Origin of the sequence: Amycolatopsis cihanbeyliensis, assembly GCF_006715045.1 — a bacterium.
Lineage (GTDB): Bacteria > Actinomycetota > Actinomycetes > Mycobacteriales > Pseudonocardiaceae > Amycolatopsis > Amycolatopsis cihanbeyliensis.
Genome location: NZ_VFML01000001.1, coordinates 407,394 through 431,494, shown reverse-complemented (window position 1 = coordinate 431,494; position 24,101 = coordinate 407,394). Strand labels below are relative to the sequence as shown.

At 69.0% G+C, this 24,101-nt stretch carries 24 protein-coding genes and 4 pseudogenes; 12 read left to right on the top strand and 16 right to left on the bottom strand.

The window, feature by feature from the left end; translation table 11 throughout:
* Positions 1 to 115: 115 nt before the first annotated feature.
* From FB471_RS01605 to FB471_RS35790, 4 genes and pseudogenes are all read left to right on the top strand, one after another.
* A complete protein-coding gene (locus FB471_RS01605) occupies positions 116 to 736 on the top strand; it encodes a QsdR family transcriptional regulator (RefSeq protein WP_141995586.1) in 621 nt (206 codons plus the stop codon).
* Positions 737 to 814: 78 nt separating this feature from the next.
* On the top strand, positions 815 to 2,398 hold the full coding sequence (locus tag FB471_RS01600; protein WP_141995585.1) for a class I adenylate-forming enzyme family protein: 1,584 nt from the start codon (positions 815 to 817) through the stop codon (positions 2,396 to 2,398).
* Positions 2,395 to 2,829 (top strand): annotated as a pseudogene (locus FB471_RS35795) (ATP-binding protein); the annotation flags it as partial. The gene FB471_RS01600 and the pseudogene FB471_RS35795, both read left to right, overlap by 4 nt.
* A gap of 666 nt (positions 2,830 to 3,495) precedes the next feature.
* Positions 3,496 to 3,678, top strand: a pseudogene (locus FB471_RS35790) (response regulator transcription factor); the annotation flags it as partial.
* Positions 3,679 to 3,709: 31 nt separating this feature from the next.
* Here FB471_RS35790 and FB471_RS01590 read toward each other — a convergent pair.
* On the bottom strand, positions 3,710 to 5,110 hold the full coding sequence (locus tag FB471_RS01590; protein ID WP_141995583.1) for a KamA family radical SAM protein: 1,401 nt from the start codon (positions 5,108 to 5,110) through the stop codon (positions 3,710 to 3,712).
* Positions 5,111 to 5,267: 157 nt separating this feature from the next.
* Between FB471_RS01590 and FB471_RS01585 the strand changes: the two genes are divergently transcribed.
* The 3 genes from FB471_RS01585 to FB471_RS01575 are packed head-to-tail and all read left to right on the top strand — an operon-like array spanning position 5,268 to position 9,286.
* Positions 5,268 to 6,884 (top strand): amidohydrolase, encoded by a 1,617-nt coding sequence (locus FB471_RS01585; RefSeq protein ID WP_141995582.1) that lies wholly within the window; start codon positions 5,268 to 5,270, stop codon positions 6,882 to 6,884.
* A complete protein-coding gene (gene lnt / locus FB471_RS01580; RefSeq protein WP_141995581.1) occupies positions 6,881 to 8,506 on the top strand; it encodes an apolipoprotein N-acyltransferase in 1,626 nt (541 codons plus the stop codon). Before FB471_RS01585 ends, lnt begins: the two co-directional genes overlap by 4 nt.
* Positions 8,507 to 8,521: 15 nt before the next feature.
* Complete coding sequence (locus tag FB471_RS01575) at positions 8,522 to 9,286, top strand: polyprenol monophosphomannose synthase (protein ID WP_141995580.1); 765 nt, start codon at positions 8,522 to 8,524, stop codon at positions 9,284 to 9,286.
* 102 nt (positions 9,287 to 9,388) lie between these two features.
* On the opposite strand, the gene FB471_RS01570 is transcribed toward FB471_RS01575, so the two are convergent.
* The 3 genes from FB471_RS01570 to FB471_RS01560 form a co-directional block, all read right to left on the bottom strand.
* The gene (locus FB471_RS01570) at positions 9,389 to 9,733 is read right to left on the bottom strand and encodes an RNA polymerase-binding protein RbpA (protein ID WP_141995579.1); all 345 of its coding nucleotides are present in this window, start codon (positions 9,731 to 9,733) and stop codon (positions 9,389 to 9,391) included.
* A 493-nt stretch (positions 9,734 to 10,226) separates the two neighbouring features.
* The gene (locus tag FB471_RS01565) at positions 10,227 to 11,651 is read right to left on the bottom strand and encodes an MFS transporter (RefSeq protein WP_141995578.1); all 1,425 of its coding nucleotides are present in this window, start codon (positions 11,649 to 11,651) and stop codon (positions 10,227 to 10,229) included.
* Between the two features lie 82 nt (positions 11,652 to 11,733).
* The gene (locus FB471_RS01560; RefSeq protein WP_141995577.1) at positions 11,734 to 12,516 is read right to left on the bottom strand and encodes a glycerophosphodiester phosphodiesterase family protein; all 783 of its coding nucleotides are present in this window, start codon (positions 12,514 to 12,516) and stop codon (positions 11,734 to 11,736) included.
* A gap of 70 nt (positions 12,517 to 12,586) precedes the next feature.
* Between FB471_RS01560 and FB471_RS01555 the strand changes: the two genes are divergently transcribed.
* On the top strand, positions 12,587 to 12,970 hold the full coding sequence (locus tag FB471_RS01555) for a hypothetical protein (RefSeq protein WP_141995576.1): 384 nt from the start codon (positions 12,587 to 12,589) through the stop codon (positions 12,968 to 12,970).
* A gap of 59 nt (positions 12,971 to 13,029) precedes the next feature.
* Here FB471_RS01555 and FB471_RS01550 read toward each other — a convergent pair whose 3' ends face one another.
* Complete coding sequence (locus tag FB471_RS01550; protein WP_211357922.1) at positions 13,030 to 13,518, bottom strand: hypothetical protein; 489 nt, start codon at positions 13,516 to 13,518, stop codon at positions 13,030 to 13,032.
* A gap of 102 nt (positions 13,519 to 13,620) precedes the next feature.
* On the bottom strand, positions 13,621 to 14,226 hold the full coding sequence (locus tag FB471_RS01545; RefSeq protein WP_141995574.1) for a ClpP family protease: 606 nt from the start codon (positions 14,224 to 14,226) through the stop codon (positions 13,621 to 13,623).
* A gap of 103 nt (positions 14,227 to 14,329) precedes the next feature.
* Here FB471_RS01545 and FB471_RS01540 point away from each other — a divergent pair, with 103 nt between their 5' ends.
* The gene (locus FB471_RS01540) at positions 14,330 to 14,611 is read left to right on the top strand and encodes a hypothetical protein (RefSeq protein ID WP_211357921.1); all 282 of its coding nucleotides are present in this window, start codon (positions 14,330 to 14,332) and stop codon (positions 14,609 to 14,611) included.
* A 76-nt stretch (positions 14,612 to 14,687) separates the two neighbouring features.
* Here the strand turns inward: FB471_RS01540 and FB471_RS01535 are convergent.
* The 10 genes and pseudogenes from FB471_RS01535 to FB471_RS01490 all read right to left on the bottom strand — a co-directional run.
* Positions 14,688 to 14,816, bottom strand: a pseudogene (locus FB471_RS01535) (dihydrofolate reductase); the annotation flags it as partial.
* A 94-nt stretch (positions 14,817 to 14,910) separates the two neighbouring features.
* The gene (gene nicT, locus FB471_RS01530; protein WP_141995573.1) at positions 14,911 to 16,113 is read right to left on the bottom strand and encodes a Nickel transporter NicT; all 1,203 of its coding nucleotides are present in this window, start codon (positions 16,111 to 16,113) and stop codon (positions 14,911 to 14,913) included.
* Entirely contained in the window at positions 16,053 to 16,982 is a 930-nt protein-coding gene (locus FB471_RS01525) for an urease accessory protein UreD (RefSeq protein WP_141995572.1), read from the bottom strand. The genes nicT and FB471_RS01525 overlap by 61 nt, the downstream gene beginning before the upstream one ends.
* A 6-nt stretch (positions 16,983 to 16,988) precedes the next feature.
* Positions 16,989 to 17,609, bottom strand: a complete 621-nt coding sequence (ureG, locus tag FB471_RS01520; protein WP_141995571.1) for an urease accessory protein UreG — start codon at positions 17,607 to 17,609, stop codon at positions 16,989 to 16,991.
* A 21-nt stretch (positions 17,610 to 17,630) separates the two neighbouring features.
* Positions 17,631 to 18,326: an urease accessory protein UreF gene (locus FB471_RS01515; protein WP_141995570.1), complete on the bottom strand. Its 696-nt coding sequence runs from the start codon at positions 18,324 to 18,326 to the stop codon at positions 17,631 to 17,633.
* Complete coding sequence (ureC, locus tag FB471_RS01510; protein ID WP_141995569.1) at positions 18,323 to 20,047, bottom strand: urease subunit alpha; 1,725 nt, start codon at positions 20,045 to 20,047, stop codon at positions 18,323 to 18,325. Before ureC ends, FB471_RS01515 begins: the two co-directional genes overlap by 4 nt.
* Positions 20,047 to 20,442, bottom strand: coding sequence for an urease subunit beta (locus tag FB471_RS01505; RefSeq protein WP_141995568.1), 396 nt, complete (start codon positions 20,440 to 20,442; stop codon positions 20,047 to 20,049). The genes ureC and FB471_RS01505 overlap by 1 nt, the downstream gene beginning before the upstream one ends.
* Before the next feature lie 13 nt (positions 20,443 to 20,455).
* Positions 20,456 to 21,229 carry a sirohydrochlorin chelatase gene (locus FB471_RS01500; RefSeq protein ID WP_141995567.1) on the bottom strand — a complete coding sequence of 258 codons (774 nt, stop codon included), beginning with the start codon at positions 21,227 to 21,229 and terminating at the stop codon, positions 20,456 to 20,458.
* Complete coding sequence (locus FB471_RS01495) at positions 21,230 to 21,535, bottom strand: urease subunit gamma (RefSeq protein ID WP_141995566.1); 306 nt, start codon at positions 21,533 to 21,535, stop codon at positions 21,230 to 21,232.
* A gap of 40 nt (positions 21,536 to 21,575) precedes the next feature.
* Positions 21,576 to 22,366: pseudogene (locus tag FB471_RS01490) on the bottom strand (urea transporter).
* 877 nt (positions 22,367 to 23,243) lie between these two features.
* On the opposite strand from FB471_RS01490, the gene FB471_RS01485 reads away from it, so the two are divergent.
* Genes FB471_RS01485 through FB471_RS34765 form a run of 3 tightly spaced genes read left to right on the top strand, consistent with a single transcriptional unit; the run spans position 23,244 to position 24,032 of the window.
* Positions 23,244 to 23,543, top strand: a complete 300-nt coding sequence (locus FB471_RS01485) for a hypothetical protein (RefSeq protein WP_246076195.1) — start codon at positions 23,244 to 23,246, stop codon at positions 23,541 to 23,543.
* Positions 23,533 to 23,895, top strand: a complete 363-nt coding sequence (locus tag FB471_RS01480) for a helix-turn-helix domain-containing protein (RefSeq protein ID WP_246076194.1) — start codon at positions 23,533 to 23,535, stop codon at positions 23,893 to 23,895. The genes FB471_RS01485 and FB471_RS01480 overlap by 11 nt, the downstream gene beginning before the upstream one ends.
* Positions 23,802 to 24,032: a TetR-like C-terminal domain-containing protein gene (locus tag FB471_RS34765; protein WP_342779486.1), complete on the top strand. Its 231-nt coding sequence runs from the start codon at positions 23,802 to 23,804 to the stop codon at positions 24,030 to 24,032. The genes FB471_RS01480 and FB471_RS34765 overlap by 94 nt, the downstream gene beginning before the upstream one ends.
* Positions 24,033 to 24,101: the final 69 nt, after the last annotated feature.

Below are 24,101 nucleotides of genomic sequence, written 5' to 3'. Positions count from 1 at the left end.
CGGTCACGGTCGGTCGCACTCTGGCAGCGGGCGTGCCCACTCGGCATCGGCGAAATCGCCGGTGCTGGGTTCGCCGTGGCCTCCCGGCGGTGGCCGCGAGCTACCCTCGGCGACCGTGAACGCTCGCGCAGACGACCTCGTCCGGATGGCGGCCCGCCACGTGCACCGGGGTGAACGGCTGGATCTCGGCACCCTCGCCGCCGAGGCGGGAATCTCCCGGGCCACGTTGTTTCGCCGGGTCGGCAATCGGGAGGAGTTGCTCGGCGAGGCGTTGTGGTTGCTGTCCGACCGGACGATGCGGGACGCGGTGCGCCGGTGGGAGAAGACCGAGGGGCCGGTGGTCCGCGGCACGACGGGTGAGCTGCGCTGCCTCGCGGTGATGGGCTGGTATCGCGCGAGCGTGGCCGAGGACGCCGGGCTGCGGACGTTGCTCGACACCGAGCCGGGGGTGGCGATCCGGGTGTTGACCGACCCGCACGGCCGGGTGCAGCCGCGGGTGATCGCCGCGCACGCCGAGCTGCTCGCAAGGGATGTGGCCGATGGCGGGTTCACCCCGGTGGTCGACGTGGACTCCCTGGCGTTCGCGCTGGTCCGCCTCGGTGAGTCGTTCCTGTACTCCGACGTGGTCGCGGCGCGCGCGCCGAATCTCGACGCGGCCGCCAAGCTGCTGCGGGTCCTGGTCGAGGGGACCGCGGGGCAGCGGGTTCCCGCGTTGGTGCCCGACCAGGGGTTGTGAAACAGATCGCCGTAGTGTTTCATCCCCGGGGCGTGCGTGTTTCCTGCGGACCCACCGTCCGTCCACAAAGGAGTTCCCATGCCTGCGGTCGACGACACCGGTGACACCTGGTTGCCCGGTTTGCCACGTTCCCTCAGCTATCCCGAGGTGCCGGTCGGGAGCATCCTCACCGGTTCCGCCCGGCGCTTCGGCGACCGACCCGCCTTCGTCCACGACGAGCAACGGCTCAGCTACGCCGACCTCGGCCGCGCGGCGGCCCGCTTCGCGCACGGCCTGCACGCCGACGGCGTGCGACCCGGCGACCGGGTGGCCCTGTGCATGCCGAACTGCCTGGAGTACCCGGTCGCCTACTACGGAACCCTGCTGGCCGGGGCCACCTTCGTACCGGTCAGCCCGCTGCTGCCGCGGGACGCGATGCGCGCGCAGATCGCCGACGCCGGTGCGGTGCGCACGTTCACCGCCGCCGAGGTACCCGCCGTCGGCGAGGGCCGGCCGGACCGGCCGCCGGAGGTGGAGATCGATGTACGCACCCACCTCGCACACCTGGCCTACACCGGCGGGACGACCGGGGTGTCCAAGGGGGTGCGGCTCCCGCACCGCAATGTTGTGATCAACACCCTGCAATACGCCTGCTGGTCCACCGGGTCCCTGCCCGCGCTGGACGAGCGCGGTGGTCTGGTCCTCGACCAGGTGGGCAGCGCGTGGGAGTGGCCGACCCGGCTGGGCACCGGGCTCGGGATCAACCTGACCCCCTGGTTCCACGCGATGGGCACGATCGCGGGCCTGAGCGTGCTGCTGCTGTCCGGCACCACCGTCGTGCTGCACGACCGGCTCGACCCGGCCGCGTACCTTGCCGATGTGGAACGCCTCGGCGCGACCTCGATGGGCGGGGCGCCTGCCCTGTTCGCCGCCCTGCTGGCCTGCCCGGACATCGAGCGTCGCGACCTCAGTTCGGTGCGGACGATCACCTCGGGTGCCGCACCGATGCCGGTGGAGATGATCGAGCGGCTGGGCCGGCTCTTGCCCCAGGCCGTGGTGGCGGAGGGATACGGGCTCACCGAGGTGACCATGGGGGCGGTGAGCGCGCCGATGTACCGCTCCGGGACACGCAAGGCCGGATCGGTGGGACTGCCCGTGTTCGACACCGAGGTCCGGATCGTCTCGCTTGAAGGCGACGGCCGAGAGCCGGCGACCGGCGAGCGCGGCGAGGTGTGCATCCGCGGTCCACAGGTGATGACCGGGTACCACGGCCACCCGCAGGCCACCGCCGAGGTGCTGGTGGACGGCTGGCTGCACACCGGCGACATCGGCCTGCTCGACGCGGACAGTTATCTGTCCGTTGTGGACCGCAAGAAGGACATGCTGCTCTACAAGGGATACAACGTGTACCCGCGGGAGCTGGAGGAACTGCTGGTCGCCCGCCCCGAGGTCGCGGCCGCGGCGGTGGTCGGGAGACCGGACCCCGCGCGTGGCGAGCTGCCGGTCGCCTTCGTCGTCCCGGCGGCCGCCAACCGGCCATCCGGCGAGGATCTGCTGGACGCGATCAACGAGCAGGTGCCCGCGTACAAGCGGCTGCGCGAGATGCGTTTCGTGGACCAGCTTCCGGTCTCCGCGGCGGGCAAGATCCTCAAACGCGAACTGCGCGACCAGCTCGGGGAATGACCGCCATGGCGGCGGCGCGCCCGTTACGGGGGCGGGAACCGCAACTGTCCCGGCTGACCGAGCTCCTGCGCTCGGCGGCGACCGGTCGTGGCGGTGCGCTACGCCTGCTCGGCGGCATGGGCACGGGAAAGACCGCGCTGCTGGCGGCGGCCCGCGAGGCGGCCACCGGGTTCCGGGTGTTGAGTGCACCCGGAGTACGGGCCGAGCACCGGCTGTCGCTGGGCGCGCTGCACCGGCTGCTGCAGCCGGTCGGCGGCCTGCCGCAGGGGGCGCCGACCACGGACTTCGCGCTGTGCCGTGACGTGCACGACCTCGTGGTCCGGCTGGCACACCCGCGCCCCGTGCTCTGCCTCGCCGACGACGCCCAATGGTGGGACGAGACCTCACTGGCCGCGCTGGCCTTCGCCGCGCGCCGCCTCGCGGAGGTGCCGGTTGCCGTGGTGCTCGCCGCACGACCCGAGGTCGGCACCACGGGTGGCGCCGACCCGACCGGTGGGATCCCGGCCTACCGGCTGGCCCCGCTCGGCCCGGAGGCAGGGGAGCGGATGCTACGCGACGCGCTCGGTGCCGGGCTGCCGCCCGCGGTGCGCACCAGCCTGGTCGAGCTGGCCGCGGGCATCCCCGGTGACCTGGTGGAGCTTGCCGGTGCGCTCACCGCAGAGCAGGCGGCCGGCCGCGCACCGCTGCCGGCGACCCTGCCGCTGGCTGGTCCACAACGGACCGCCTACCGGCGCTGCCTCGCCTGCCTGTCCCCGCGGGCGCGGCACCTGGTGCTGCTGGCGGCGTGCGAACCACGCCTGCGCGAGACGGTGCTGGCCGGCTGCCCCGGGATCGACCCCGCGGCCCGCGACGAGGCACTGGCCTCCGGGCTCGTCCAGGCCGAGGGCGATGCGGTGCGGGCGGTCAGTCCCGTGCTGCGGGCGACCCTGCGGGCCGAGGCCGAGGCCGCGGAGCTGCGCCACGCGCACGCCACCCTGGCCGGGGCGCTCGGTGAGCGCGGTGGGGTCCGGGCCGCATGGCATCGCGCGGCGGCCACCGCGGAACGCGACGCCGGCCTCGGTGACGCACTGCGGGCGGCGGAGATCGCCGTACCCGGACTCACCCCGCAGCAGAACCGGATCGCGCTGCTGGTCGCGGGCGGGGAGACCAACCGGGAGATCGCCCGCAGGCTGGTGATCAGCCACCGCACGGTGGATCATCACCTGCGCAACATCTTCGCCAAACTCGGCGTGCGCTCCCGGGTGCGGCTCGCGGCACTGCTGGCCCGCCAGGACTGCTGACCCGCTGGCGTGCCGATTCGGCAGCCTGCTGTCAGTCGCCCTGTTCCGCCCAGCGGAGCCTGCCGGCCTCCGGCAGCGTGTAGATCGGGTCGTAGTACGGGTAGCGGCGCCGCAGGGCCTCGGGGTCCTCCAGCTCGATGCCGGTGCGGTAGTTCTTCGTCCAGTAGGAGATGCCGAGTTCGCGGTCGTACTCGGCGAGTTGGTGCACCCAGCGCTTGCCGACGTAGGGGACGTCGCAGACGATCCGCGGGGTGGCGTAACCGGGCAGGTACCCCATGATCGAGTGCTGCAGTTCCTGCGCCTCCCATACCGCCAGCCGCCAGTGCTCGGCGTTGGGGATCATGTCGCACATGTAGAAGTAGTACGGCAGGATGCCCGCCTCACCCTGCAACGCGAAGCACAGGTCGAGCAGCTCGTTCGGGGTGGCGTTCACCCCGCGCATCAGCACACCCTGGTTGCGCACGTCCCGCACGCCGACGTCCAGCGCGGTCCGGGTGGCCTCGGCGACCAGTGGGGTCACCGACTGGACATGGTTGACGTGCGTGTGGATCGCCAGGTTCACCCCACGCCTGCCCGCGGTGCCCGCGACCCTGGCCAGCCCCTCGACCACCTTCGGCTGCAGCCAGTGCTGCGGCAGCCCGGCCAGCGCCTTGGTGGCCAGCCGGATGTCCCGCACGGTCTCGATGTCCAGCAGGCGCATCAGGAAGGACTCGAGCTGGTGCCAGGGCACGTTGGCGACATCGCCGCCGGAGACCACGACGTCGCGCACCCCGGGGCTGCGCTTGAGGTAGTCGATGATCGCGTCCTGCCGGTCCACCGGCTTCAGCTCGAGCTTGTGCTTGTCGATCTGCTCGGTGGAGTTGCCGACCAGGTCCATCCGGGTGCAGTGCCCGCAGTACTGCGGGCAGGTGGACAGCAGCTCGGCGAGGACCTTGGTGGGGTAGCGGTGGGTCAACCCTTCCGTCACCCACATCTCGGCCTCGTGCAGCGAGTCGCGCTCCGAGTGCGGGTGCGAGGGCCATTCCCGCTCGCGGTCGCTGCGCACCGGGAGCATGTACCGGCGGATCGGGTCGGCGTAGAAAGCCTCGGTCACCTTCTGCGGGTCGGTGCCCGCGTGCGGCGCCATGGTGTTGAGCATCTGCGGCGGGAGCAGCATCGACATCGTGGCCATGTCCCGCTGGTCGGCGAGCAGGTCCTCGTAGAAGCGCTCCTCGAGCAGATCACCCATCAGCGTGCGGAGCTGCTTGAGGTTGCGGACGCAGTGCACCCGCTGCCACTGGGCGTCCCGCCACTCGGCCTCGGTGACGTTCCGCCAGCCGGGGAACCGGCGCCAGTCGGGTTCGACCAGCTCGGTGCGGGCGTACTGGTACGGCTGCTCGATGATCGGGGTGGGATCGGTGGCAGGCGAGGCAGGTTCCTGGGTTGCAGTCACTTCTGCTCCTAGTCATCGGGAATGCTCAAAAATATCCTGTCACATCGACCCACCAGAGCAAATATTCTTGTTACTCGCGTGTTATCTCCGGTGGTCGACGTCGCGCCGTGCCGACCAGGTGCGCGCGCACGACAACCCACCAGGCAGACTCGTGCCCGTGCCGGACACACGAACCACGCTCCTGCTCGGTGGCCGCGTCCACACCCCGAGCTCGCCGGACGCCACCGCCATGGCGGTGACCGGCGACACGGTGGTCTGGGTCGGCCAGGACGGCCCCGGCCGGGCACTGCACCCGGACGCCGAGGTGATCGACCTCGACGGCGCCTTCGTCGCACCGGGCTTCGTCGACGCGCATGTGCACGCCACCGCATCCGGCCTGCACCTGGCCGGGCTCGACCTCACCGGCGTGCGCGGACCGCGCGAGCTGCTGTCCGCCGTGCACGCCGCGGCCAGGCCCGATGAGGTGCTGATCGCACACGGCTGGGACGAGTCCGGCTGGCAGGACACCCGGATGCCCAGCCGTGCCGACCTCGACGAGGCCGCGGGTCCGGTGCCGGTGTACCTGAGCCGGGTCGACGTGCACTCGGCGCTGGTGTCCACCGCACTGGTCGAGCTGGCGCCTGCGGCCCGCACCGCGGACGGCTGGTCGGACCAGGGCCCGCTGACCCGCACGGCGCATCACCTCGCCCGTGGGGCCGCCAGGGCGGCGGTCTCGACGTCCCAGCGGCGGCAGGCGCAGCGTGCCTTCCTGCGCACCGCCGCCCGCAACGGCGTGGTCAGCCTGCACGAATGCGCCGGCCCGGACATCTCCGGCGAGGAAGACCTCGCCGACCTGCTCACCCTCGCCGCCGAGGACGGCATGCCCGGGGTCGTCGGCTACTGGGGCGAGCTGGACGCCGTCGCCACCGCCCGCAGGCTGGGCGCCCGCGGACTCGCCGGTGACCTGTTCGTGGACGGCGCGCTCGGCTCGCACACCGCGGCACTGTGCTCGCCCTACACCGACCGGCCGGACACCAGCGGCGCCCGCTACCTCGACGCGGACGCCATCGCCGGGCACCTGATCGAATGCACCGAGGCCCGGCTGCAGGCGGGCTTCCACGTGATCGGCGACGCGGCCGTCACCGAGGTGGTGCGCGGCTTCGAGCTCGCCGAGCAGGCCGTGGGGCAGCGCGCGCTCGCCGCCCGCGGGCACCGGCTGGAACACGTCGAGATGATCACCGCCGAGCAGGCCCGCGCGCTGGCGGGCTGGGGTGTCGCCGCCTCGGTCCAGCCCCTTTTCGACGCGGCCTGGGGCGGCCCGGACGGGATGTACGCGGCCCGGCTCGGACCCGAGCGTGCCGCCGGGCTCAACCCCTTCGCCACCCTCGCCGCCGAGGGGGTGCTGCTGGCCTTCGGTTCGGACACGCCGGTCACCCCGCTGGACCCGTGGGCCGCGGTCCGCGCCGCCGTGCGGCACCGTACGGCGGGCGCGGGGCTGTCCGCCAGGGCCGCGTTCAACGCGCATACCAGGGGGGCGCACCGCGCCGCCGGCATCGCCGACGGGATGACCGGCAGCCTGGTACCCGGAGCACCCGCGCACTACGCGATCTGGGAGGCCGAGGAACTCGTGGTCGTCGCGGGGGATGCCAGGGTGCAGCGGTGGTCCACCGACCCGCGGTCCCGGGTACCCGGCCTGCCCCCGCTCGAGCCGGGCACCCCGCTGCCGCGTTGCCTGCGCACGGTCCGCGGCGGCCAGGTGATCCACGACGATCTCCCTTCTAAGCTGAAAGGATGATCGACACCGTGACCGACGTCGAGCCGCGACGCTCGCCTCGGCGCGGCGCCACCTGGCGGCCGTGGCTGGGCAGGCTGCTGCTCGCCACCGGCTCCGGCGTGCTGTTCTACCTCAGCTTCGCCCCGCGGTCGCTGTGGTGGCTGGCCCCGCTGGCTTTCACCGGTCTGGGGCTCGCCCTGCACGGCCGGCGGTTCCGTGCCGGTTTCGGCTACGGCTTCGTGTTCGGCTGCACCTTCTTCCTGCTCCACCTGACCTGGCTGCAACACTTCCTCGGCCAAGGCTTCGGGCCATGGCCGTGGCTGGGTCTTTCCGCCACGCTCGCCCTCTATCTCGGCCTCGCCGGCGGGCTGGGCACCGTGGTGGCCCGGCTGCCGGGCGCCCCGGTCTGGATGGCGCTGGTGGTGATCGCCCTGGAGACGCCCCGGGCCTGGTTCCCGCTCGGCGGCTTCCCCTGGGGCAGGGTGGGCTTCAGCCAGCCAGAGGGCGCCTACCTCGCGCTCGCCTCGATCGGCGGAGCACCGCTGGTCGGGTTCGCGGTGGCGCTGACCGGGTTCGGCCTGGCCTGGCTGCTGTTGCGGCTGTGGTCCGCCAGTTCCGCCGCCCAGCGCACGCCGCGTGGCCTGGCCGTCCCGGTGGCCGCCACCCTGCTGCCGGTGCTGGCCGGGCTGGCGGTGTGGCCCACCGTCGGCACAGCTCCGCAGCGTGGCTCACTCACGGTGGCCGCCGTGCAGGGCAACGCCCCGGACGCCGGGCTGGACATGTTCACCGACGGTGCCGGTCTCGGCGCCAACCACCTCGCCGAGACCGAACGACTCCGGCGCGACATCGAGGCGGGCCGAGCGCCGCGACCCGACCTGGTGGTCTGGCCGGAGACCGCGATCGGTGCCCGGCCCGGCGCCAACCCGCGGCTGGACCGGATGGTCGGCGAGCTCGGCGTGCCCACCGTCGTCGGCGCCGTGTACCAGCAGCCCGACGGCGAGCTGGAGAACGCGGCGGTGGCCTGGGACCCGGATACCGGGCAGGGGGAGCGCTACATCAAGCAGCAACTCGTGCCATTCGGCGAGACGGTGCCCTGGCGCGGGTTGGCGACCATGGTCACGCCCTTCGTCAACGCCGTGGACGAGCGGGTGCAGGGCACCGGCGACCCGGCGGCACTGAGCATCGCCGGAACCAGGGTGGGCCTCATGATCTGCTACGAGGCAGCCTACGACTACCCGGCACGGGACGGCATCCGGGAAGGCGCCGAGCTGCTGCTCGCGCCGACCAACAACGCCTGGTACGGGCGCAGCGAGATGAGCTACCAGCAGCTCGCGATGTCCCGGCTGCGGGCCGTGGAGCACGGCCGTGCGGTGATCGTCAGCGCGACCAGCGGCGTCAGTGCCATCGTCCAGCCGGACGGCAGCGTGTCCTCCTCCACCGAGCTGTTCACCGCCGACTCGCTGGTGGACGAGGTGCCACTGAGGCAACAAGCTACGCTGTCGGATCAACTCGGCGCGTGGACGGAGTACGCGTTGGTCGCGGCCGCCGTGGCCGCGGTCGGAACCGGATTCGCACTGCGGTGGCGCGCCCGGCGAGGCACCGCAGGGACCAAGGAGAACGCGGCGGGCGACGCCGTCGCATAGGGGAGAGGGAAAGGCATGCCGCAGGGGACGCAGCGCAGGGACCAGGTCAACCCGGTGCTGGTGATCATCCCGACGTACAACGAGCGGGAGAACCTCGCGCCGATCCTGCGCAGGCTGCACGCGGCACTGCCCGAGGCGCACGCGCTGGTGGTCGACGACGGCAGCCCGGACGGCACCGGCGACCTGGCCGACGAGCTCGCGGCCGACGACGAACGGCTGCACGTGCTGCACCGCGCCGAGAAGGCCGGCCTCGGCGCGGCCTACGTCGCCGGGTTCCGCTGGGGGCTGGCCAGGGACTACGGGGTGCTGGTGGAGATGGACGCCGACGGTTCGCACCCGCCCGAGGACCTGCCCCGCATGCTGGAGGCGCTGACCGACTCCGACCTGGTGATCGGCTCCCGGTACGTACCGGGCGGCAGCATCGTCAACTGGCCGCTGCGGCGACACGTGCTGTCCCGGGGCGCGAACATCTACTCGATGCTCACGCTCGGCGTATGGGTCAGGGACATCACCGCCGGCTACCGTGCGTACCGCCGCGAGGTGCTGCAGAAACTGCCGCTGGACGAGATCGCCTCACACGGCTACTGCTTCCAGATCGACCTCACCCTGCGCACCGTGGACTGCGGGTTCACGGTGGCCGAGGTGCCGATCACCTTCACCGAACGTGAGATCGGCGAGTCGAAGATGAGCGGCTCGATCATCCGGGAAGCCTTCTTCCGGGTCGCCCGGTGGGGTCTGCACCGCCGGGCCCGGCAACTTCGTGCGCTCCGTCGCCGCTAGCTGCTATGAGTGAGCCGTTCCTTGCGACGTCGCAAGGAACGGCTCACTCATAGCAGAGGGGCCCAGCACCGTGCTGGGAGTGTGTGGCGCCGTGTGTTGCCGTCAGGCGGAACGGGTGCGCCTGCCCTTCAGCTCGGCGAGCCGTTCGTTGAGCAGATCTTCGAGTTCCGGGATGGACCGCCGCTCCAGCAGCATGTCCCAGTGCGTCCGCGGGGGCTTGACCTCCCTCTGCTCGGTTTGCCCGCCGTCGATGATGTCGGACTCACTTCCGTGCAACCTGCACTCCCACACCGGGGGCACCTCGGCGTCATCGGAGAACGGCACCTCGAACTCGTGGTTCTTGGGGCACGCGTAACGCACGGTGCGGCGTGGGGCGAGGTCGTGATTGCGATCGGTCTCGTAGCTGACCGCTCCCAACCGGCTTCCACGGAGAACACGGTCGGCCATGGTGGGTCCTTTCAGTCGGCTCCAGTGGTCAGAGCCAGGGCGATGCTCACCGTGTGCAACGGCCAGCGCGGCTCGAAGATTCCCGAACCACCATGCCATCGCTCACGATGAGCTGCGTCACCCGTCGGCAACAGCTTCCTTTATGAGGACTCGTTTTCAGCCTCGACGTGACGCTTTATCCCTCTCTTCTTGGGGATATCCCCCAGTTGGGCTACCGGACTCTACTCAGACCAGCAGTTACTGGCTGTGGTGAACCGACGGTGGTCCATGATCGCGGAGTCCGGCTCGGCGCCGACACTATACCCATTAACGCAGAGTAGTTATTTTAGCGCACGAGGGTGGTGAGGCTGAATTTTCAACTGTGAGCACCCGGTTAAGGGTCGGCACCCCGCCGGGACACGCGAGCCCCGGAGGATGCCCTTACCCCACCATCGGCAGGTGTGTGGGGTTACTAAACCGGTACGGAGAAATAACACCCGAACGGCGGTTGTATCTACAGTATGGATGGCTGCTGATTACCCGCGGCGGCAATGGCCCTGCGGATCGGCACCAGCGACACCAGGATGAAACCGAGCACGAAGAAGACGGTCAGCGCGATGATCGCGTACCGGAACGACCCGGTGGCGTGACCGACCGCGCCGAACAGCAACGGGCCCAGCCAGGACGTCCCACGTTCGCCGATCTCGTACAGCGAGTAGTACTGCGCTTCCTTGCCGGCCGGGATCATCTGGCTGTACAGCGAGCGGGACAGCGCGTTGGTGCCGCCGAGGACCAGGCCGATGCCCACGGCGAGACCGTAGAACTGGAACTGCTGCCCGGCCTGGACGAAGTACGCGGCGCCGAGCACCAGGATCCACACCGTGAGGCTGCCGAGGATGGTCCTGCGTGCCCCGAACCGGCGCGCGAGGTGGCCGTGCGCCACGCCGCCGAAGTACGCCACGAACTGGATCACCAGGATCGTCGCGATCAGCACCTCGTCGGCGAACTTCAGCTCGTCCTTGCCGTACTGGGCGGAGACGGTCACCACGGTGGAGATACCGTCGGTGTAGATCAGGTAGGCGCCGAGGAAGGCGAGGGTCAGCGGGAACGCCTTCGCCGCCCGGACGGTCCTGGCCAGCTCCCTGAAGCCGGCGGTGAGCGGGAAGCCGTCCCGCGGGCCGGCCACCGGCTCGCGACGTTCCCGCAGCCTGCGCAGTGGCAACAGCGTGAAGGCCGCCCACCAGATACCGGAGCTGATGAAACACAGCCGTACCGCCATCGACTGGCTGACTCCGAGCGCGTCATGGCTGAGGTAGAAGGCCAACTGCGCGGCGAGGATCACACCACCGCCGAGATAGCCGAACGCCCACCCGCGCGCGGACACCATGTCCCGTTCGTCCGGTGTGGCGATATCCGGCAGGAAGGAGTAGTAGACGACGATCGAGCCGCCGTAGCCGATGTTGGCGATCACGTAGAAGAGGACACCGATCTCCCAGTTGCCGTCCGCCATGAAGAACAGCAGGGCGGAGGCCGCCGAACCGAGGAAGGCGAACCCGCCGAGGATCGCCTTGCGATGCTGGCTGCGGTCGGCGACCGCGCCGGTGATCGGCAGCACGATCACCTGGACCACGGTGGCCAGGGACAGCAGGTACCCCCACAGCGAGCCCGCGGGGAACTCCAGTCCGATGATGCTGATATCGCAGTTGTGCAGGGTGCTCTCGGTACCGTCCCCGGCGACACAGGGGTTCGGGCCGTTGCGGGCCACGTCCGCCCTGGCGGCGTCGGCACCGACCGAACTCACGTACAGCCCGCCGAAGACCGTGATCACCGACGTGAAGAAGGTGGAGTTCGCCCAGTCGTAGAAGTACCAGCCGCGTTGCTCCCGCTTGCGCTCCCGGGCATCGGCGGGCGGCACCGGTCCCGGTGTGAGCGTGCTCATCCAAGCTCCTGTACGTCGATCCTTCGATTGAGCGGGAACACTACTGGGACGGCCACCGCCCGTCCGGTACGCGGGTACCGGCTCAGCCGCCGTGCCAGGTCCCGCGCTCGATCAGCACGTCGCGTAGCAGGTCTGGGCGGTCGGTGACGATGCCGTGCACCCCGAGGTCGAGCAGCTTGCGCATCTGCTCCACCGCGTTGATGGTCCAGGTGTGTACCTCGACGCCTGCGCGGCCCGCGGCCCGCAGGAACGCCTGGTCCACGATGGTCAGCAGGCCCTGCCGCACCGGCACCTGTGCCATCGCGCCCTGGCTGAGGAAGCCCAGCTTGAGGAACGGCAACCACCCGTTCGCCCACAGCACGGCTGCCGACCGTGGGCCCATCGAGGTCAGCAGCCGGGGGCCGGCCGACCTCCGGATCCGGGCGAGCCGGGCCTCGGAGAACGACGCGGCGGCGATCCGCTGGTAGGCGCCGGTACGTTCGATCGTGCGCAGGAACGGCTCCACGGCGGCGTCGGACTTCACGTCGATGTTGAACGCGGCGTCCGGCAGCTCCTCGAGCAGGTCCTCCAGCCGGGAGATCGGAGCCGTGCCGCCGATCTTGGCGCCGCGCACCTGCGCCCAGGTCTGCTTGCCGATCGGTCCCGTCCCATCGGTGGTGCGGTCCAGCAGCTCGTCGTGGTGCACCACGACCACGCCGTCCGAGGTGGCGTGCACATCCGTCTCGAGATAGCGATACCCCTCGGCATGTGCCCGCTGGAACGCGGGCAGCGAGTTCTCCAGGCCAGCCAGTTCCCCGAGGTGCCAGCCACGATGGGCGAAGGCGCGGGGGAACGGCGCCGCGAGGTACGGATGCTTCTTGGTCAACACCTCTCCAGTTTGCACGTTCGGCGTGGCCTCGGCGTGGCCGTCGGGTTGCGGGTTAGGCTCATTACCCGTGAGAGAAGTCGCAGCACAGGCTGATGCGTCACGTGACGAAACGCGGGACGGTCGCCGGTCCGCGCGACCGCAGCACTGCGGGTGGTGCGGTCGCCGGCTGGAGGGGGAGTCGAGCGTCGGACGGCGCCGCCGTTACTGCGGCCAATCCTGCCGACAGCGTGCCTACGAGCGCCGGAGCGCCGTCCAGCGGACCGGCCTGCCAGAGGACGCCGTGGTGCTGTCCGATGCCGAGATCGCCACCTTGCAGGATCGGCTGTTCCAGGTGCGCTGCGCGGCGGAGGATGTGGCCACCGCCGCGGACGAGGGAGCCGAGCCGGAGCAGTTGCGCAGGCTGGCCAAGGAACTCGCCTACGCCGCAGGCGAGCTGGAGCGGCTACGCTGAGCCCGCTCCGAATACATGATCGCCTTTCGGTCGAACGTGAACCGGCCGGAATTCGTTGCTTACTCAATGCATTCTTGACCGACAGACCTGAGACCCAGGTGGTCGACCTCACCGTTCCCGGCGTTGAACTCGTAGAAGGCATTCGGATTCTCCGGAACCGGGACGAACTGCCCGCCTGGTTCCGCCGGATTCCAGTCGGGGTAGGCGGTGCGGAGCGCCTCCTCGGTGGACCCGATCCCGATACCCTGTGGAGTCCGTACCCCCGGGTACCCTTCGATATAGGAAACTCCCAGCTTCGGTGAGACCAGCACGGTCAGCCCGCCCGGCCGGCCGGGGCGATCGGTGAGGTCGTAGAAGCCGCACTCGGGGTTGATGCCGGCACCTGGATCCGGGCCACGGTACGGCACGATTTCCCCGGTCGCCTTCGCTTGTTGTGTGGTCATTCCGAGTTTCAGCGTTTGATAACCATCCGGCCCGAGTTCCGCGCAGGCCGCCGCTTGCGCGGTACCACCGATCCACAGAAACGATATCGCCGCCGTCGCCACCACGGTATGTGACCATCGCAGTTTTCGCACGATTCCCTCCCTCGGTTGATTCGCCGATAATGGAGGGACGCTCGAGCCCCGTGACTGGTTGCCGCGGGGGAGCGGTCAGGCGGTAGCGGCCGGCGCGTCCCGCCCGACGATGCCGTCGACGAAACCGTAGGCCAGCGCCTCCTCGGCGTCGAACCAGCGGTCCCGGTCGGCGTCGGCGACGATCCGCTCCACCGGCTGGCCGGTCTGCCGCGCGGTGAGCTCCGCGATCCGGCGCTTCATCTTGCCGAACACCTCGGCCTGAATGGCGATATCGCTCGCCGGACCCCGGATGCCGGCCGAGGGCTGGTGCATGACGACCCGGGTGTTGGGCAGCAGGTAGCGCTTTCCCGGAGTGCCGGAAGTCAGCAGGAACTGGCCCATCGAAGCCACGAAACCGAGGCCCCAGGTGGACACCTCCGGCTGGATCAGCCGCATGGTGTCGTAGATGGCCATGCCCGCGGTGACCGAGCCGCCCGGAGAGTTGATGTAGAACGTGATGTCCTCGTCCGGGTCGTCGGCGGCCAGCAGCAGGAGCTGCGCGGTGATCCGGTTGGCCACCTCGTCGTCGACCTCCGAACCAAGGAAGACGATGCGGTCGCGCAGCAGTTGTTCGTAGACCGAGTCGTTCAGCGAGAGTCCGGCGGTCGAGGTCCGCATCTCGGGTGCCAGGTGAAGCGTCATGGTGGCCTGCCTTCGGTCGATGTCCGTCGTGGAACCGACCCTATGCGGCCATGATCGCCGGTACGGGTGCGTTTCGCTGTGGGCGTGCGAGGGTTCGCTTCCGATGAACACCGGCGGGACGGATGGGGCCAGCCAGAAACGTCACGGTGACGAAACGAGTGCCGGCTGGTCCACGGACCATGTGCTGGTACGGGTGAACCTGGCGCGGCGCGAGGACCTGGCGGGCACCTCGCTGGTCGTCCGCGCCGACGAAGCCGACGCCGAGCGCTGGCTGCGACTCGAGACACGCCGAACGGCCGTTGCGGCGGCTCGCCACGAACGCGGAAGCCGTGCGATTGCCCACGCGCCGCGAGTCGTCACACCGCTGTTCGTCCTGAGACCCTGAACGCCGATAATCTACATTATGTTAAGTAGGTACTCCCCGGTGCCGGTGGACTTCGTCGCGTACCCGCTCAGATCGGTCAACGGCGCACCCGGTTGCCCTGGATCACCACGTCAGGATCCTCCAGCAGGTGCTGCGCGTCGACCGACCCGAAGTAGCGCTTGCCGGACCCGAACACGACGGGTACGACGTCCATACGCACCTCGTCCGCGCGGAGCGCCCGGCGCTGGGGACGGTTCGCTTCCTGTCTTGCCCACCCCTCCTGGATCGACTGGCGCGCGTAACGGAGCTTGCAGCGGTCATTAATGTGTCGGTGACCGTTCTCCGGACCATTTTTGCTCAATCTTCCCGAATCGCCAGATAAGCAGGGCTACTGCCCAGACGACGGCGAAAAGACCGACGACGGTGAACCCGACATCACCGATGTCGAGTCTCCCGATCCAGCCGATCACACCGGTGGTCCAGTGCAGTTTCTCGGCAAGCGGCGAGATCAGTTCGATACCCCCGATGAGCACGGCTACCGCGATGGAGAGACCGGTGATGGTGATATTGTAGTAGACCTTCCGGACCGGTTTGGAAAATGCCCAGGTGTAGGCAAAGTTCATGAAGACGCCGTCGATGGCGTCGAGCAGGCACATACCGGCCGCGAACAGCACCGGCAGGGTGAGAACGGCGAACCACGGCAGGTCGACCGCCGCGGCGCCACCGGCCAGTACCAGCAGGGAGACCTCGGTGGCGGTATCGAAGCCGAGCCCGAACAGAAAGCCGACCGGGTACATGTGCACGGGCTTGCGGACGGTCCTGGTGACCCGGCCGAGGAAGCGGTTGACCAGGCCGCGCTTGGTCAGTTGGCGTTCCAATTCCGTCTCGTCGTAGCCGCCACGACGCATCCGCCGGAACACCTTCAGCACCCCGGCCAGCACAACGATGTTGAGCGCGGCGATGAGGAGAAGGAAACAGCCGGAGACCAGGGTGCCGATGAGTCCCGCGGAGGACTGCAGCACGGAGGTCTCGTCCTGTACCTGGCCGGTCAGCGCCTTGACCCCCAGAGAGATCAGCAGGCACAGGCCGAACACCACCGTGGAGTGTCCGAGCGAGAACCAGAATCCCACCGAGAGCGGTCGACGTCCGCCTTCGGCAAGGAGTTTGCGGGTGGTGTTGTCGATGGCGGCGATGTGGTCGGCGTCGAATGCGTGCCGCATGCCGAGGGTGTACGCGGTCACGCCGATGCCGATACCGAAAACGGCACTACCCGCGGAATAGTGCTGCGGCGCGACGAGCACGACGAGGGTGAACCACCCCACGGCGTGCAACAGCACGATGAAACCGGCCATGCCGAGCAGCCGGCGCCATTCCCCTGGCGTCAAACCGCGCCGGATTCGTGCCAGCTTTCCCGTTGTGGCGGAGGTTTCCTCGACCACGGTTATTCCTTTCGAGACGCCTGTCACGACTTTCGCAGCGCTGGGGCCGGCACGCCGATGAGCAGCCGCCGGACCGCGTCCCATGCGACGCGTACCGCCCTGCTCATCGAAGGCGGATCGCTGCCGAGCGCCCGCAGCCAGGCACCGCACTCACCGGGCAGCACGCTCGCGCCGTAACGCAGGCCGCTGGCAGCCAGCGCGTGGTGCAAGGAGTCCGCGACGGCGTGCGCCGGCGCCAGCGGGGTGGCCACGAACAGAGTGGACACGATGTCGTACCCGGCCAGTACCCCGGGCCCGGTCACACCCGGACCGGCCGGCTCCAGGCGCACCGTGTCCAGTATCACCGGCTCCCCGCCGGGGCGCTGTACCTCGAGGTCGCCTGCGAACACCTGGTAGGCGTGCCGCTCGCCGCGGGCGAGCCTGCCTGCCAGCACGGTTTCGCCCGTGAGCACCGTGGCCGACGGGTCGGCGGTGATCACCGTGCGCTGGTAGAGGCGCGCTCCGGCGTGCGGGATTGCCGGATCGGGGAGGTACTCGAGGTAGGCACCGGGCCCGGCGTGCAGGTTCACCAGCTGGGTGGCGTAGTCGTACTCCATCCGGTAGATCTTGGTGGCGGCTTGCGTGGTGAGGTGCACGGCGGTGTCCTCCCCGCAGGTGACGTCGAGGCGTAGCCGGTCGGCCTGGACGATGCCGCCGCCGGTGGACATCAGGTACGTGATCGGCAGGTCCGGCCGCGCGGGGTCGATGTACAGCGGCCGCATGATCTGCAGCGGTGACTTCTGGTATCGGGTCACCAGTTCGGTCCGCTCCCCTGCCTTCTCGAACCCGAGCTCCAGCAGCCCGACCTTGCCGGGCCTGCCGACACCGAGTGTGTCCGGCCCTGCGGCGTGCCGAGCCACCTCGGGTGGCACCCTGGACGGCTGGTAGTGCCGGGGAGACAACCGTGCGGACACCGCCGTTCACTCCCCTGCGTCGCGGTAGGTTTCCAGGAAGTCCGCGATCTCGTCGAGACCATTGCCGGTCAGGCAGTTGGTGAGCACCACAGGCCGCCCGTCCCGGACCCGCTTGGCGTCGGACTCCATGACGGCGAGGTCGGCGCGGACATACCGGGCGATATCGATCTTGTTGATCACCAGTAGCTCCGCTTCGGTGATGCCGGGGCCGCGTTTGCGCGGCATCTTCTCGCCCTCGGCGGTGTCCAGCACGAACAGGAACAGGTCGACCAGCACCGGACTGAAGGTCAACGTCAGGTTGTCACCGCCGGACTCGAACAGCAGGGTGTCGACATCGGGAAAGGTCTCGAGCATTTCCGCGCCCGCGGCGAGATTCATCGTGGGGTCGTCCCGGACCGCGGTATGCGGGCACGCCCCGGTTTCCACGCCGACCACGCGTTCCGGCGCCAGAATCCCGTCCAGGGTCCGGCGGACGTGGTGCGCGTCCTCCTGGGTGTAGATGTCGTTGGTGATCACCGCGGGCCGGTGCCCGCGGTCCACCAGTACCGGCACCAGTGCTTCGATGAGGGCCGTCTTACCCGACCCCACCGGGCCGCCGATGCCGACCTGTAGCACGTTGTCCTTCATCGTGTGTTCCTCCTCGGTGGGTCAGCTCGTGAACAGCCGTGCCTCGGCCCGCTCGTGCAGGCCGGACATGGCGTCGGCCATCGGGGTGCAGCCGCCGAGATCGGCGAGCCCGCGGGTGAGCGCGGCGGTGGTCACCTCCTCGATGACCGGGGCGGCGGCGCGGAGCACGACCTGGGCGTGGCGATGATCGGTCAGGCGCAGCCGCAGGGCGGCTCCGGTGAAGCTCGCCGCGAAGGCGAACAGGTCACTGGCTACCGCCTGGTCGGCCGGTATCCCCGCCCCGGCATAGGTGACCGCGGCGGCGACCGCCTGCAGCCCCGGAGCTCGTTTGGCCGCGACGAGCTCCGCGTACTTCTCCAGCACGACGCTCCCGAGCGCCGCGCCCGCGGTCTCCAGGAGTTGATGCCCCGTGCGGAGCGCGGCCACCCTGATCTCCCGGTTGAGCTTGGTGGCCAGCAGCCTGCGATCGACACCGATCACCCGCTCCCAGTCCCCGGCCAGTGCCGCCCGGTGGGCCAGCGCGAGCGCGGTGGCGTCCGATGGGCCGATCGAATGCCGCAGCAGATCGTGCAACAGCACCGGCATGGTGTGCGGCTCGATCGCCCTGTCCTGGACATAGCCTTCCAGCCCGTGCGAGAGCGTGTAGAAGCCGCTCGGGAACGCCGAGTCGGTGAGCTGGAGGCTGACCAGCAGCGCGCCGACGGGGCTGGTGCTCATGTCAGGAAGAACAGGTGGTTGAGCGGAAGCTGCGTGGCGGGTTCGATCGTGGCCGGGCGACCGTCGATGCTCACCTTGTAGCTTTCCGGGTCCACCGTGATCTGTGGCGTCGCGTCGTTGCGCACCATGTGCTGCTTGCCGACCGACCGGCAGTGCCGGACCGGGAGGACGATACTGCTCAGGCCGAGTTCGGCCGGTACGCCCCGGTCTACCGCGGCCTGCGACATGAAGGACACCCGGGTCGCGTGCCGTGCCTTGCCGTAGGAGCCGAACATCGGACGGTAGTAGACCGGTTGCGGGGTGGGCAGGGACCCGTTCGGATCGCCCATCCTGGACCAGTTGATCATTCCGCCCTTGATCACCATCTTCGGCTTCGCGGCGAAGGAGTTGATCGGCCAGAGCACGACGTCCGCCAGCTTTCCCGGCTCCAGCGAACCGATGTGGTCGGCGGTGCCGCTGGCGACGGCCGGGTTGATGGTCATCTTGGCCAGGTAGCGCAGCACCCGGTGGTTGTCGTTGCGCGCCGAGTCCCCGGGCAGCTTGCCCCGCTGGTCCTTGCAATGATGCGCGGTCTGGAACGCCCGGATCCATGACTCGCCGACCCTGCCCATGGCCTGCGAGTCGGAGGAGAAGATGGAGATGACGCCCTCGTCGTGCAGCACAGTCTCCGCGGCGACGGTCTCCGCGCGCACCCGGGAGTCGGCGAAGGAGACGTCCTCGGGGATGTCATGGCGGAGGTGATGGCAGACCATCACCATGTCGAGCAGCTCATCCACGGAGTTGACGGTGTAGGGCAACGTCGGATTGGTCGAGGAGGGCAGCACGTTCGGCTCACCGGCGACCCGCATGATGTCGGGGGCGTGCCCGCCACCTGCGCCCTCGGTGTGGAAGGTATGGATGGTGCGGCCGTCGACCGCGGACAGGGTGTCCTCGAAGAAGCCGGACTCGTTGAGCGTGTCGGTGTGCACCGCGACCTGGACGTCGTAGCGGTCGGCCACCTCCAGTGCGGTGCGCAGGGCTGCCGGTGTGGCACCCCAGTCCTCGTGCACCTTCAGCCCGCACACCCCGGCCTCGACCTGCTCGACCAGCGCCTCGGGCAGGGAGCCGTTGCCCTTGCCGAGCATGCCCACGTTCACCGGCAGGTCTTCCGCGGCCTGGTACATCCGGGCGATGTTCCACGGCCCGGGGGTGCAGGTGGTGCCGTTCGTGCCGTCGGAAGGACCGTCACCGCCGCCGATCAACGTGGTGATCCCGCTGGACAGCGCGTGCTCCACCTGCTGCGGTGAGACGAAATGGATATGCGTGTCGATGCCGCCCGCGGTGGCGATCAGGTGCTCGCCGGAGACCACCTCGGTGCCGGGTCCGAGCACCAGCCTCCGATCCACCCCGCTCTGGGTGTGCGGGTTGCCCGCCTTGCCGAGCCCGGCGATGAGGCCGTCCTTGATGCCGAGATCGCCTTTCAGCACGCCGAGGACCGGATCGAGCACCACGACGTTGGTGATCACCATGTCCAGCGCGCCATGGGCCGAGGTCGCGGCCGGATCCTGTGCCATACCGTCGCGGATGCCCTTGCCGCCGCCGTAGACGGCCTCGTCGCCGTAATGACCCTCGTTGAAATCCCGCTCGACTTCCACCACGAGATTGGTGTCGGCAAGGTGGAACCGGTCGCCGACCGTGGCGCCGAACAGGTCGGTGTACTGTTTACGGTCCAGGAATGCCATCAGCGCTCATCTCCCGCTTCGCGGTGAGCGCCCTTGAATCCTCGCGCCACGGCTCGGTCCAGCGCCGCGGCCCTGGTGTCGGCGGACCCGATCCCACCATCCACCAGATTGCTGAAACCGACCAGGCGCTGATGACCGGCGAAGGCGGTCAATTCCACCTCGCGCGTGTCGCCCGGCTCGATACGAACGGCCGTGCCCGCCGGAATGTCCAGGTGCATCCCGTAGGCCTGGTTACGATCGAAATCCAGTGCGCGATTCGCCTCGAAGAAATGGTAGTGCGAACCGATCTGGATCGCGCGGTCGCCGGTGTTGCGCACGGTGAGGCGCGTCTTCCGGCGGCCGGAGTTGATTTCTATCGGTTCCTCGCCGTAGAGGTAGCTGGCTCCGCCCGACATGGATTGTCCTTTCTCAACGGTGACTGTGCACATGGCCGTGCACATGCCTTTCGTCGCCGGGCCCGTGCGAGTGCGCGTACCCGTGCCCGTGCTCGGCATCGAGACCGGCCAGGATGCCGTCGTCGCCGCACGCCAGCGCCCGCGTCGCCGCGGTGGTGCGAGCGGTCAGCACCCCCGCGATCGCCGCCTCGGTGAGCAGTGGCCCGCCACCTTCACTCCCCCGCACGGTGGCACGGCAGAAGGAGGCCGGGACCAGTGCCACCCGGGTCGCACCGAGCCGGTGGCAACGGTCCACCCCCTCGGCAAGGTCGGGATCACCGCCCGCGAAGGCCACCTCCACCCAGCGATGCCCACTGTACTGCCGCACGAGCCGGGCGACCCGGAACAGCTCGGCGTCTTCGAACGGCCCGGCGACCGGAGCCGTGATCAGGACCGCGACGTCGGGGGCCGGTCCGGCCGCGTGCCTTGCCGCCGCGCGTAGCCACCCGATGAGGTGATCCGTGGTGCCGAAGGGGGCGGTCAGGCAGATCCGGCCCCGACCGGCGCCTCGGGTCAGCCAGTTCAGCGCCCGTGCGGTGTCCGCGACCAGTTTCGGGTCCCGTCCCAATGTCATCGGGACCACGCACACCGTGTGCGGAGCGTCCTCCAGTGCCTCGGAAGCCGCGCGCTGGAGGGGACGACCGGGAGGTATCACTCGATGCGCCGTACCGCCGGGGAGCGCCAGCGGTGCCAGCGCGCGACCGCTGTCGCTTTCGTGCCCGCCGGTCAGCAGCAGGGTGGCGGGCATTCAGGCGCCTACCGGGTCGTGGCAGGACACCAGCTTGGTCCCGTCCACAAAGGCGGCTTCCACCTGGATGAGCGGAAGCATGTCACGCACGCCCGGCAGCACATCCTCGCCGTTCAGGACCTGACCGCCGAGCTCCATACACTCGGCGACGGTCTTGCCGTCCCTGGCACCCTCGAGGATGGCCTCACTGATCAGGGCAACGGCTTCACTGTAGTTCAGTTTCACCCCACGGCCGCGCCGTTTCCTTGCCAGCTCCGCCACCATGTAAAGGTGGAGCTTGTCGAGCTCACGAGGGGTGAGATCCATGGGTCGACTCCTTTCTGGTGCGCTTTCCAGCGAGGCGTGGTCAGGTCCGGCGCAGGCCAGGGAACGACGGGATGGCGGCGACGAACACGAGCGTGGTGAGGACGAATGGCCACGTCAAGGTGTGACCACCAAAGGGGGAGAAGAACGCGGTCATGGTGGCGGTCAGGCAGGTCGATACGACCGCGCCGGCGACAGCGTAGCCGAAGCTCCATCGGGTGAGCACGACGAACACCCCACCGAGAGCCATGGCGACCAACACCGCGTTGTATCCCAGCAGGCCATTGTGGATGTCCGCTGCCGGAGCACCGAGCGTCCACGCGGCGGCGATCGCGACCACACTCCCCACACAGGCCATCGCGCCCGCGACACGGCTGGCGCGTGCCAGATGTCGCTCCAGTACAGACCGGTGCCGGAACCGGCCGGTTCGGACAGTGCTGCGAGTCTCCTGTCCTGGTGCCACACGTGCTCGAATCCCGGTGCTGCGATGACCATCGCGCTGGTGGTGAGGCAGAAGGGAAGGGTGAAGGTCGGGATGTTCCAGCCGCGCAGCAGGTTCGCCACCGCGGCGGTGACCACCACGACCGCGGCCGAGCCACCGATCGCGAGCAGCCAGGTGGACAGGTACTCCGGGCCGAGGAACACGGCGAGGCCGATGGCGACCAGGCAGCCGTTGAACCCGTCCAGGCCGGCCGCTATCCGCGCCCTGTCCACCCGTAACAAGTACGCGGTGCCGGTAGCGACCGCGGCGCCGAGCAGCCCGAACGCCCCGTATCGCCAGCCCGCCGAAAAAATCGCCGCGACGAAGAATGCAGAACACAGCAACGTCGACATGAAGTCGACCTGGGCAATACCGCGGAGAACGTCGGCGGCGAACTTGATAGGTGGAGATGCGATTATTGTCCGCGCGGTCGGCCCGCTCGCGAATATTCTCGGATCGCAGTTTCTGGCTACCTTGCGCAATGCCGCGGAACTCAACACGTTGCCACCTGACCCGGTAATCCTACTGGCAGGTCGAGCCATCGGTACGACTTGGATCGGTAGTCGATGATTCCGTGGCATCGAGCTCGACTGTACTCCCATGATCATGATTCCGGATCGGCGATGTCCCGCGAGTACCCCGGGTGTCGTTTAACAAACTTTTGCCCTTTCCTGTCATCGAGATTGCTCCCAGTGGCACGAACGGACTCCGTCTGACATTTTACTGAGAGGTTGTCCGTGCTTTGTTGCCCAAGGTAAACAAAATGTAAAACTGACTGTATTACTGTGATGAAACTTACTGTGATAAGCCGTTGCGGGCCGGCTACGGCGTCGACGAGGGCATCGTCGCACGTTGCGAGGGCCTGTCGCCCCGCTGTCTCGATCATGTGGACCCGCGGCACCGGGTGGAGCGGCAGCCGCCGGTCTTTGTATTGATAGTATCAACAGAGTTGACCCGATCTAGGTTCGACTCTTCCTGGTGCCGAGGGAAAGTTTCGAGCTGCGACCCGTGCTCGATGTCCGGTTTGTCGACTCCCTTCGATCTGCTTGGTGTCCACACGGTTCGGACCGGGGCCTTCCCTGCCAGGTGAAAGGCCTGGAACCCACTCCTTATCGAGCCGCGGACATACAGCGGTGGCGAACTCAGCTATTGAGACAATCAACAGGTGATGTCGACACTCGGCTGGCCACCGCCCCGGAGGGCGGGTCCGGAGACACAGGAGTCGCACCTGTGATCGAACCCGGATCCCCGGCCGGACAACCGGAGCTCCCCGCCGCGGACGTGGCCGCGGTCGACCGCACCGCCACGTACCGCCGGATCGCGCTGCGGGTTATGCCGCTACTGGTGACCTGCTACATCGTCAGCTTCATCGACCGGACCAACATCGGGATCGCGCAGCAGGGCCTGCGACGTGACCTCGGCCTCGGGCCCGCGGTGTACGGCCTCGGCGTGACGCTGTTCTTCGTGGGCTTCATCCTTCTCGAGGTGCCCAGCAACGCCCTGCTGAGAGGTAGTCGACATGCAGCGTAGGCGAGGCAGGGACCTGGAAGAGGCCCTACTCGGGGCCGCGTGGGCCGAGTTGACCGAGCGCGGCTACGCGGGGTTCACCCTGGAAGCGGTGGCCAAGCGAGCCGGTACGAGCACACCGGTGATCTACCGCCGCTGGGCCAACAAAGCACTGATGGTCGAGGCGGCCCTGCTGCACCAAAGCTCCACACGGGTGGTCGATGTCCCGGACACCGGAACCTTGCGCGGTGACCTGATCAAGATGATGCAGGCGGCCAACAGCTGCGCGCGCGGGTCCTGGCCGGCCAGAGCTCGGCGGCCGAGGCCATCATCGCGCGAGCGGTCGATCGAGGAGAAATCGAGGCCTCCATCCTGAAGCCGCACCTGACCTCGCTGCCCTTCGACCTGTTCCGGCACGAGGTGCTGATGACGCTGAAACCCGTGCCCGACACGGCCATCGAACGAATCATCGACGACATCACCATACCCCTGCTGACACAGCGGGCACGGTGAGTCGTTTGGGGGCGTAATTTGGGTGTCGCTCGGCGGATTTGGGTGGATTCTGGTCGTGAAAATGAGGAC